This window comes from Coleofasciculus sp. G2-EDA-02 (assembly GCF_040226375.1).
In the GTDB taxonomy this organism is placed as follows: domain Bacteria; phylum Cyanobacteriota; class Cyanobacteriia; order Cyanobacteriales; family Coleofasciculaceae; genus Coleofasciculus.
Genome location: NZ_JAVKEW010000083.1, coordinates 41,981 through 53,791 on the forward strand (window position 1 = coordinate 41,981; position 11,811 = coordinate 53,791).

At 46.6% G+C, this 11,811-nt stretch carries 5 protein-coding genes; all 5 read right to left on the reverse strand.

Going from position 1 to position 11,811, the window contains the following annotated elements; translation table 11 throughout:
- Positions 1–21: 21 nt before the first annotated feature.
- The 5 genes from RLO19_RS08775 to RLO19_RS08795 all read right to left on the reverse strand — a co-directional run bounded on the left by RLO19_RS08775 (position 22) and on the right by RLO19_RS08795 (position 11,811).
- Complete coding sequence (locus RLO19_RS08775) at positions 22–7,113, reverse strand: malectin domain-containing carbohydrate-binding protein (protein ID WP_446355607.1); 7,092 nt, start codon at positions 7,111–7,113, stop codon at positions 22–24.
- Positions 7,114–7,280: 167 nt separating this feature from the next.
- Entirely contained in the window at positions 7,281–8,249 is a 969-nt protein-coding gene (locus RLO19_RS08780) for a pentapeptide repeat-containing protein (RefSeq protein WP_446355609.1), read from the reverse strand.
- Between the two features lie 152 nt (positions 8,250–8,401).
- Positions 8,402–9,559 (reverse strand): glycosyltransferase, encoded by a 1,158-nt coding sequence (locus tag RLO19_RS08785; RefSeq protein ID WP_446355610.1) that lies wholly within the window; start codon positions 9,557–9,559, stop codon positions 8,402–8,404.
- A 37-nt stretch (positions 9,560–9,596) separates the two neighbouring features.
- On the reverse strand, positions 9,597–10,745 hold the full coding sequence (locus RLO19_RS08790) for a glycosyltransferase family 4 protein (protein ID WP_446355612.1): 1,149 nt from the start codon (positions 10,743–10,745) through the stop codon (positions 9,597–9,599).
- The gene (locus RLO19_RS08795; protein WP_446355613.1) at positions 10,738–11,811 is read right to left on the reverse strand and encodes a glycosyltransferase family 1 protein; all 1,074 of its coding nucleotides are present in this window, start codon (positions 11,809–11,811) and stop codon (positions 10,738–10,740) included. Before RLO19_RS08795 ends, RLO19_RS08790 begins: the two co-directional genes overlap by 8 nt.

The following is an 11,811-nucleotide window of genomic DNA, read 5'->3' on the forward strand; positions in this document are numbered from 1 at the left end:
TTCCACAGATTTCAACTATCATCACACAAGTTCGAGGATGATTTTTGAGGAAAGGGCACTCGTGGTGCCATCTAAATATTTCACCACAGCAACAATGTAGTTGAGTCCTCCTTCTGGATCAGATTTGGTCAAGGTGACAGGAATGTCAACAGAGCCAGTCCCGTCAAGGGTAGCGGACTGCTCAGTAATGGCTATAATACTGTTTGCCTCAAATGGGTCTAGATCAAATCCATTGCCACTATCAGTAAACAGTGCTGCCTCCGTAACCAGCAATACAACCTCAGCACCCGCAGGACCTGTAACCTGGATGGTCTGATTTTCATTCGACACCTTGGCTCGTGTCGAAGACAGTCCTACGGCGGCAATCGTGGGTTGACCGGGCAAGTTAGATTGGAGTGTAACCTGAGATCCATCGATACTGTTGGGAATCCGATAGGTATCTCCCACCAACGTTGAGCCATCATTAAAATCAGCTCGCACTTGGGTACCCGTTAACTCAAGTCCAGAAACGTCAGCCGAATCGCCAGGTCCGGGTTGTGGCGATCCCTTAATGCTAGTCGGGTCAACGTCAATGGAGAAGGTTAGTGTTTCTGTCGGATCAAAGTCATTGAATAGGATTTCCAAGGCATCAAAACCACCGTCATGGGAACTTAGCAGCGTGTGCGAAAGGTATCCCACTCCTGAGTTGCTATCTATAGTAAAGACTTTGGCGGCTGTGTCGCCAGCGGTACCATTGGGATCAAAGACTAAATCAGGCAGAATACTCGAACTCAAATCAATCAAAACCCGGTTGAGTTTCTGACCCGAAGTCGAGGTGTTGGTGATTTTGAAGGAACCGGAGCCAAAGGTACTGCTATTGATACCTGCCCCCGGTGGGTCAATTGTAAATGTAGCCGATGCCGTGGTCGTTGGCAAGGCTTCATTGTCCAAAATCCGCAGCGTAGCTTTATTTTGCGCCCCAATTCTTGCCCATGGGGTAGGACTATCCAGTACCAACTTGATTGTCTCATCTCCTTCTACTTCCGTATCTTCTAGGATGGGAATCGACACCACTTTCGTTCCGGTTTCCCCATCGGCAAAGGAAACGGTAATCGGAGCATTGGTGTAGTCAACACCACTGGTAGCTGTGCCATCGGTTTGAGTCATTGTTGCACTGACGGCGCCAAAACTCACCCCAGTGCGAGTGACACTCACCTGAGCCACAGATGTCCCATTTTCATTAACCGTAAACTCCAGATCACCGAATGCCAAGGTGCTACTCAAGTAGACAAAGGCATCGGGTATAGTGGAGGTTGTGCCGTCATTGGTGACCACTACATCAAGTAGATCACCTGTTGGGGTGGTCTGCTCAGGGATAATCCCCTGAATCCGGTTGGCTGAGACGGAGGTAAGAAGCGCTGTCTGACCGCCAATCGTGACTGTGGTATTGGCAAGGTCAGGGTTGAAGTTTGTCCCGCCAATCGTGAAGGTAGCACCACCCACAGCCGGCGAGCGCCAGGGGAAGATATCATAGGCGGTCATATTGAAGACAGCCGCCAGATCATCGGGTAGGGAAACAGTGATTTGGTCGTCCGTGAAATCGATGCCCAGAATTGCGCCCCCAGGACCATGCACAACATCTAGAGCAGTTGGAGTATTGATGATCGTCTCTAAGGACTCAAAGGAGCCATTGGGGGAGACAAAAGCATTGTAGACGGTGCCATTCCATTTCTGAGCCAATATGTTGCCCTGCATCTGTCCCAAAAAGGTCGTGGCTCGGTATTCGGTAATCCCATTGGTTGAGGACGCTACCGCCCCTAAGGGCGGGGTAAAGTCGCCTGTATCGTTGGGACCATACCAAACATACTGCCGAGGATCGAAGCGACCTTGATTGCGATTGGCATGTCCGTAGTAGTTACCCTCAACCAAAAGGTTAATTTCATCGGGTTGACCGGTGATGGTCTTTTCGGTGTTTGGTCCAGTAGAGGCAGTACCAAAAGCACTGCTGGCATTGGCACCATTATCTGTGCCGTAGAGTCGATTTTGAGTCGTCCAGACAGTATCAAAGGGGTTTCGCTGTCCGCTGGCGAACACGGATACATCCACACCAGGAACCACGTTGACGATTTCTCCGTATACCTGGTCATTGGCATTAAATCCCGTTGGTGCTGTTTCTCCTGGAGTTAACTCGTACTCAATCGTTCCATTAAAATTCGGTTTTGTGATTTTGGCTTTTAGAATAGCCCCCGATAACGGAGATTCCGGAAGACCACCAATGTTGTTGTCGGATACCCCTGCATTCGTATTCCCACCAACGGCGATGAGCAAGTCTCCATGATTGTCAAACGCCAATCCGTTAATTCCATGGTCGTGGTTAGAGACGGGTAAACCTGTAATTAAAGGCGTTACCGTTGAGAAGTTGGGTCCTTCGAGGATAGAAACCTGACCATTGTAGGGTGAAAATTCGGTGACGGGTCCTTGACCACCATTATGGGCAAAAAGTTCACTGTGGGCGACGTAGATTTTAGGGGCATCAGCAGGATCATCAAAGGGGTTAAAGGCGATTCCCAAAATATTGTTGTTGCTCAGACCGGCGATACTGGAAACGGACTGGGTATTGGTCACCTGATAGTTATCATCGAAGGTGTAGATTTTAATGGCTCCGGTAATCGTTCCCACGTAGAGCCTGCCATCGGGTCCCCAAGTTGCCTGAGTCGGTCCGAATAGCGTGGCACCCGTTTGTTGTTCAGGCAGGAATTTAATCGGTGGTACTCCTTCAACATAATTAAAGGTGACCACATTGCTCATCCCATTGGGCGTTTCCACCCTTACATCAACCGTGTCGCCAAAGGTTCCGGGGGGTGTGGCAAAGGTGATTTTCCCCTGATTCACTTGGATATCGGGTTCAGTGAAAATCGTATTGCCCCAGTGAACTTTAACTTGATCAGAGGCATCACCTTCCCAAAACGCAATACCCTTAAGGGTGAGGATTTGAGCCCCGAACGTGGAGATATCGGTATCGGCGGGAGGATTGATGAAGGGAAGCAGACTGGTTTGGTCGTGAGTTAGATTGGTTCCTTGCAGGGGTGCGGGTGGGGCACCATCAATTGATGCCAGTACTTCTATGGGGTTTACTTCCCCGGCTGCCCGAGCCACGCGAACTTCCAGGTTATAGGTTGTTCCTGCGGTTAGGGTTTCTGTACCCGTGACCAGATTGCCATTAATATAGATGTCGCTGTCGGTGCCACCATTAACGGTGAAATCATAGTCACCAGCGGTGGTGGGTGCAAATTTTCCCTTGAATACAACGGCTACATTTTGGTTGGAGTAGGACGAACTGCCCAAGGTGCCAAAGGTACCATTTTCCTTCAGGTGTAAGCTGCCATCTAGTAAATCATTTGGATCTTTTGGCGTCAGGGGTAGGATTTCCTGAAACTCAGGGGCGGTGAGATTGTCAATATCGGCATCCAGATCGTAGGAGACTAACATCCCACCGACGGCGTTGATGGGAAATATATTCAGGTCAACCGAATCCGTGAGACTATCGGGTGGTGCATTGCTATCTTCAATGGTCAATGAGACTGTATGCGAACCAACGCCCAAAGTCGCCTGAATATCTTCCCCTGTGCCTAAAACCGTTGCCCCTTGTGCCCAAGTCCAGCTTGTCAATACCTTACCGGGTTCATGGGTGTGGGATTCATTGCCCAAAAAGGTGACCCCTTCGCTACCATTTCCGTTATAGTCAATGGCATATTCTGGGGCATCGATCACAACATGCAGAAAGGGATGACCACCGTGAGCCTTTTCTTCCTTGACAACTTCGATAGATGAGATTTTCGGCTTCTCCACCACACCGACTAAATCGATATTGAGAATGCCATCGGTTACCCCAACATTGTTGGAAATTGTCAGTGCCGCATTGCCACCCACCTGAGCGTAAATGTCTAGATCATTGGCGATTACATTCCCCTCAGCGATGACATCAAATACCCGCAACCCCGCATCAGCCCAGTAAATTTCCGCAAAATTCAGGTTTACCGTATAGGTGCCTTGTTCAGGGACAGGAATTTCATAAGACAGGGTATTTTTGTGCCAGCGTTCTGTTTGATATAGCTTATCGTCAAAGGTATTGCCAATATCAGTCGTCGCCGCAATGCCATGGATGCCACCACCAACGAAGTAGGTATCGGCTTTCCAAAGCCGACTATCAACACTGGTGTAGTCTCCTCCCCCGGAGTTGATTAGGGTGGGGGGGAGTGCAGTCCCGGTGACAGCAACATCAAAGCTGCCTAGAGTGCCACTGGTGACAAAGTTACCACTAGCGTCGCTGACTTGGTTGGCTGCCAACGCGATGGTGTAGGTGCCATCATCTGTCCCATCCCAGTTTCCACCTGGGGCAGCAAACTTGTAAATGGCTTTTAGTGGAGAACCATTACTGTCTGGTTGAATACTGTGTAGAGTGGCTAACTGACTGAACCCATTCGGTCCGGTGACGAGAACATCGCTGCTGTCTACAGTGGCGGAATCGATGACTTGGTTATCGGAGTAGGTGACGCTGAATTGATACTCGGTTCCACCTCGGTAGGTTACATCAGTCGCATTCAAACTAGCGGTTGGTATGATGGTATCCGGGATGGGATTGGCTAATATCTCAATGGCTGAGAGCTTGGCGTTATTGACCAGAGCATTCAAGTCTAGGTCGAGGATGCCATCGGTGACATTAACATTTGCCAGGGAGGTGATTAAGGCGGTATTCTTCACCCCAGTCACTGATATGATGTCTAAATTATTCAGGAACGGATCACCCTCAACCGCCACCTCAAAAGCCCGTTGTCCTTCTTGATTAAAGTAGGTTTCGGCAAAGTGCAGGTTTACCGTATAGGTGCCATTGACGACGGGAATGTCGTACCCGAAGGAGCTGTGATAGCGCTCTGTTTTATAGAGGGTATCTTCTACCGTGCCATCAATGGCAGCACTGGTTGATGAAGTATTGCCGTTGGTGAAGTGGGTATCGGCTAACCAAAGGTTACCTTGAGTATCTGTATAGTTTCCTCCTCCCACATTGATCCGGATATCTGTTGGTACTGGGGGAGCGGCGTTGACGTTAAAGGTTCCTAGAGAACCGCTAGACACCGCATTGCCACTGGTGTCCATCACTTGGTTAGCTTGCTGAGCGATCGCGTAAGTGCCATTATCCCCCGAATCCCAGGTTCCTCCCGGAGCCAGGAAGCTGTAAGTGGCTTTCATTGGCGTGCCATTACTATCTAGCTTCACGTTATCCAGAGTGGCTAACTGACTGAACCCATTCGGTCCAGTGACGAGCAGGTCATTGCTGTCCACAGTGGACAAGTTAACGGCTTTGTTATCAGAGTAGATGACACTGAATTGGTAACTGGTTCCACCCTCTTGGGTGACATCAGTCGCACTCAGGCTAGCGGTTGGCACTATCGTATCTGCACTGGGACTCGCTAATACCTCAATGGCTGAAATCTTGGCTCTGTCAACAACACCAGCAAAGTCAATATTCAGGATGCCATCGCTAACGTTTACAGCAGAAAGGGATGTGATTAAGGCGGAATTTTTTGCTCCAGTTACCGAAACAATGTCTAAATTGTCATTGAGTAACTGACCCTCAACGGTGGCATCAAACACCCGTTTTCCGGCTAAATCGAAGAAAACTTCGGCAAAGTGCAGGTTAACGGTATAAGTGCCATTATCGACGGGAATTGCATACCCGAAGTTTTTCCGCCAGCGTTCTGTTTGATAGAGAGTATCTTCGCTAGTACCAGCAATGGGAACATTGAATAAAGAGGTATTTCCGGCGGTAAAATAATTGTCCGCCTGCCAAAGGTTACCTTCACTATCGGTATAGTTTCCTCCCCCCGCATTGATGCGTATTGCTGGGGTAGTCACTTGGGTTGCTGATACGGTTGGCTCGTTAGCCGAAGCTGTTGCCAAGGTTAAGTAGTTGGTTTGGACTAATGGCAAGAGCGAGTCGCCACTTTTACTCTTCTTATTTCCTTTTCCTTTCTCTTCATCAGGAACAATTTCAATACTTGAGAGGCGAGCGGCTTCCCCTTTAAGAGATTTGAAATTTAATTCAAGAAACCCATCTTTAACCTTGGCTTTAAAGGTTCTTGTCAGAGCTGTATTGGTTTCGGGTTTGTCTTTAACGGCTTGAAGTAGGGTTTCAGCTTCATCAATTTCTAGTTTGTCTTTAGATTTTCCTTTTTTAAGGATGCCGCTAATTTTTTCATCTTCTAATCCCTTAACAGCCGCTTCAATTTCCAGGATTTTTATCTTGCCAATGCCTAATTTATTTTTGAGCTTTTCCGCTTTGATGATGGCATCAATTTTATCAACAGCATTTTTCTTTTTAGCCTTTATCTCTTGAATTACATCAACTTCATCAAGAGCAACTAGTTGATTGGCTTTTACCTGAAACTCCCGTTGATCAGCTTCAAGGACATAAGGCGTTTCGACAAAACTTAACCTCACTTCATAGTCACCGTTGGGCAGTGCAAATAAATACTCAAACTCTGCTGCCTGACGCCCCGACTGAAACAGGACTGAATCCGTTGTTCCTGTAACTTTGGGTAATGTTTTAAAGCTTTTCCCGCTTTTACCACTGGTGAAGTTACTGTCTGCTGCCCAAACCTGACCTTGACTATCTCGATAGTTTTCTGAACCCCCGACGTTAACACGGACTGTCTTGGGGTCGCCCGTGATTTCAGCGAGTTTGGATGCCGAAAACAAACTTTTTAGCCGATCTTTTTCTTTCTTTTCCTTTTCTTTGGCGTCGTCGGACAGACCGTTTCCCTGTTCCTGCTTTTTCGAGGAAATTGTCCCAGTCAAAGCGTCGCCAAATGCACCGACTAAAGGAAGATTGTCTTGTGAAGAATCTTCCGAGTCTAGTTGAGTATCCTCAACAGTAGAATCAGAAGGTAGGAGGGTATTCACCACCAAGTCATCTGTCCATTGACTAAGAGACATGGTTGTGAGAGTAGCCTCCAAATCAACACTCAATGAAGTGGAAGTCTGTACCGTTTCATTCTCTTCATTTAGTCCAAGATAGGCAGAATTTGTTTCAGTGTCTAAAGATGAAGAGAATAGTTGTTCGGTTGTGAATTCCATGATATACCCTGTTTAAAGACCACGTTTTTAAGGTTGATGCGGGCTTGATATTAACTCAAAATGCTTGAGTAAAATAGCCTTATTAAATAGGTTAGCAAAACTGACGATCATTGGAGCGGCTCCATGATAGAATTTAACCAAGAAGCCGATCTTCTTTATTACTTAACTTAAGTTTTCGGTTGAGAAGAAAACTGTTTCCGTTGCGTCCAACCGTATAAACTTAACAATCCCAGTCCGATCAAACTGCTGGGTTCAGGGACTGATGTTGTCGGTTCTGGCCCCGACTTTACCATGCCCTCGTAGCTTAGTTCAAATCCTAGGGTGTTTGGCGAAAAATCGACGCTGTAACGAATCAATAAAGCATCGCTGGCAAACATCAGGGTTTGGTCCTCAACCTCGCCGGTCATGGAGGTAAGTAACTGAGTTGGGTCATTGCCATCAAAAAATTCCAATACCGTATCCTTTAATGATAGAGCTGGAATATCTAGAGCGACGGCGTTCATCGACTCAGATGTTTGAATCATCCAAGAGCAAGTGGAATAGTTCTGGACGAATGGAAAACCGTTTTGGGAACTGAGAGAACCGATTACTCCATTAAGGGTTTCCTCTCCTTGGCAGAACGTGGGTTTACTTTCATCAGGTAAAGTAATGTCATCTAATTGGCTGGCATAGGAAAGCTGACTCTCCGTGATGTTTGTGGCAGAAATCCAGTTAGTACCCATCAAGTTAGCCCCCATCAGTTGTGCATCCTTAAAGTTTGCCAAAATTAAGTTAGCCCCGGTTAAGTCAGCACCCAGTAGGTTGGCATTATTCAGCAAAGCCTTGATCAGATTAGCGCCCATCAAATTAGCACCACTCAAATTAGTCCCAATCAGTTGAGCATCAATCAGTTTGGCACCACTCAGATTCGCCTCAGACAGATTGGCACCACTTAAGTCGGCGCCACTGAGAATAGCGCCACTTAGATCAGTACCACTCAGATCAGCATCCCTTAAGTCACAAAATCGGCAATTCCCTGTTTTTAAGAGTTGCTCCAAATTGGCTACATTAAAGGCTTGAGCGGAATTAGGGTTCAGAAAGTTTAGGGTTAGTGCGATACCACTGCTAACACCACTGGTTGCAATAGTTCGCAGCATTTTATTCACAAATTTTTTCCTCTAATAATTTTTTCATCTAGGTACTATATCCTTACAGATATAAAAGAGATTCTACCCCAAATATCAGGAAGTCCGTATCTGGGATAAGCTACGATCGCGAAAAATTCATCTTAACTTTACAAATAGGCAGCTTAATTTAAAGATTGAGTAAAGATAACCTGGTCAAGTAGCTGAGCAATCTGCTGGTTGACGATGTTGAGATTGAAGCGTTGACTGGCTAGAATCTGGGCTTGCTGAGCCATCGTTGCTGCTTGTTCGGGCTGGTTACGGCAGGTGGTGATAATTTGAGCCAGTTGCTGGGAATCACTCGAGGAGAACAGCCATCCCGTTTTCTCTGCTTCAATGAGTTCAATAACACCACCAGCAGCAACAGCAACAATCGGGCGTTCACAGAGCATGGCTTCGACAACAACTCGCCCGAAGGGTTCTGGTGACGTTGAGGTATGAGCGATTAAGTCACAGGCTTTCATCAGAGGGACGATATCCGAACGAAATCCTAAAAACTGAACTCGTTCTTTGAGTCCTAATTCGGTAACTTGTTGATGTAAATGCTGGACATACTTTTGTTCACCGAACAGGGCATCACCGACTAAAATTGCACTCACCTCTGGGGGACATTGAGCCAGGGCTTCCAGTAAAATATGCTGTCCTTTCCAGGGAGACAAACGGCTGAATTGACCGACAATAAATTTTCCATCTAATCCAAGTTGTTGTCTGATTGGATGGGAATCATTTACCTGAGTTTTGTAATAGTTAGGTTCAAAGCCGTTATAGACGACTTGCGTCAATTCTGAGCGTCCTCCTGCGGCAATAAATGCGGCTTTAGTGGCTTGGGAATTGGCAATAACTAATGATGCCAAGCGATTGGCTAGGGAGACAGCAATACGACGGTTGGTCAGGCTGAAGTGATCGGAAGAAAGGATATCATGGAGGTGATAAACCAAAGGAAGACGCCTAAAAAGGCTGACGAATGCACCAACGACTAGGGCTTTTTGGGTATTGGCGTAAATGAGTTCGTAATCACGGGCTATTTGGGTAACCTTGATGATCAGTGGGACTAGAGAACTCATACTCCCTAAACTTTGAAGAATTCCACTGTCTTTTTTTACTAGGATTGGTTCAGTGGTGAGAACTTGGACAGGAATTTGCTGGTGTTCTAATAACTCCCTGAACGTTCCGTCGGCAAATAAACCCACTAAGCAGTGATTTCGATAGGGTTTTGCCAAATCAGTTAGGCAGAGTTCAGCCCCGCCTAATTTGCCACTCTGGTCTAAAAATAGGATTTTCATATTTTTTTAAGTAACAGGTGTTAAGCCTGCTACGTTTCTACAGAAGAACTTCACGCACCTGCTGGGCAATTTTATGCCAGTTGAAATTGCGGCAAGCATAGTCCTGACAGGCGGTTCGAGAGGGCATCGAAATTTCTCCGGTTAGTAATGCTTGTAATTTTTGGGCGATCGCGTCTTCATCGGCTGAGTCTGTGATCAGTTCAGGAGAAAACGGCAATAAAATTTCTGGCATTCCCCCCACGGGCGTACACATAACCGGGGTACCCGATGCCAGAGATTCCAGTATAATTAATCCAAATCCTTCCAGAGACTGACTGGGAATCACGGTCAAGTCGGCGGCTTGATAGGCGATGGGTAAAAGTTCATCGGGTAAATACCCGAGGAATTTAACGTGATTTTGCACTCCTAATTCTGTGGCTTGTTTTTCTAGAGACTCTCTGAGTGTTCCTTTCCCCGCGATCGCTAACCACACATCGGGAATCTGAGATATGATTTTTGCCAGGGCACTTAAGAGGATATCAATCCCCATGCGCTGAACCAGGCGACGGGGAGTAAACAAAATCATCCGATCTTGATGCCAGTTGAGCTGTTCTCGCGCCTGTTGACGGGATAAGTTGGGTTGAAATCCATGGGTATCTACACCACCGGGAATGATGTGAATTTTGCTCCAGGGAATTTGATAGTGTTGGTGTAAGAGACGACCAAAGGCTTGACTGAGGACAATGAAGCGATCGCACCGATTATAAACCCGCTGTTCCATCCACTGCTTGACGAATACAGCTAGATTGTTGCTACCTGCTAGATTACTCTCCATTGCCCAAGGTCCGTGAAAGGTGAAGGTGATCGGTACCTTTTCCGGGAATAGGGATAACAGAGGCAAACTGTAGAGGGCAAAATGTAAGTTAATCGCATCAGGAGGCGGTGCTTGTCGGTTTAAAAAATGGCGGCGGGTTGACCAAAGCCTTTGCCACAGGGGACTATCGGGTTCAGCAAAATTAGTGAGTTTTAGGGGCGAGTTGGCTGGAGTTGGCGGTAGTCCAACACCGCACAATTCAACCGTATCCTGTCCAGCAGCGAGGTTGTGGGTTAGTTCGTAGACATAGCGATCGAGTCCACCTGGCATTTTGGGTAACCAGCCATTGCCGACGCAGAGAATGTAGGCAGATTTTGCCGTAGGGTTACTCATGGTAATTTGTGCAAGACTCCGGATCAGATTGGGTTCCATTTAACGTTTCAGCAATGTACTGACCCACCACTGTTTCCGAGCATTTGGTTTGCCACCAGTTCAACCCTTGCTGATGTAACCTCTGGATTAAGGATGGATCGTTGGTCAGCTTTTCCAATACCGCCTCTAGCTCACTCCAATCTTGAATCTGAATCGTCGGCGCTCCATTATAAAACCATCGTGAGGGTAAAGCTTCAGTTACGACAACACAACCATATCGGAGTGCCTCAAAGAAACGATAGGTTTCAAAAGACGTTCCTCTAGGAACCAGACATATTTTAGTATCCATCATTTTTTCGGAATAGCTGCTGGCATCTTGATCCGTTGTGGCATGGAACCCCCGTGTAATTGACAATTCAAATTTTAAGTGTTGGTATTTATACCTAAGGGAATCGATTACAGTAAGCATTTTTTGTCGAGACACAATCTTTGGATCTTTTAGCCAATATTTTAATGATTTTTTTTCATACTTTTTTTGCGCTAAACTGCCAGCAAAAAACACATCATAACACCGATCATGGATATCTTTAATCGGCAATTTCAATTGTTTATAGTAACCGAGAGGAATATCATAAATCGGTGGAACCTTAACCAGAGGTGAAGGTAAATTTTTAATCACCTGCAATCCATAATGGAACAAACCGGGTAAACGTGCCACCGAGATCAGCATAAATTGACCGAGGGTGAGAACGTTGATGTAGGATGGGTTAAGCAGGGGATTACATCCCAGACTACGGCGCGTACCGTAGCATTTAAACACAGCGCGTACCTGATGAAAATAGCCGGGGATACGACACCACTCATCCCCTTGGACAACAGCAACCACGTTTTGCCCGTATGATGGCAGCTTAGAGATATCCCAGGTGAGGTAAAAGGTTAAACCTTGTACCTGCAAATTATTCTCCATCGCCTGAAATACCTTACCAAAATAGGCACACTCAGGAACGATATGGCAGTCTTCTTGCCAAGGATTCCAAGCAATAGGTTCCCGATTTTTGGAGCAGACATAGTACTGGTTATAAATCAT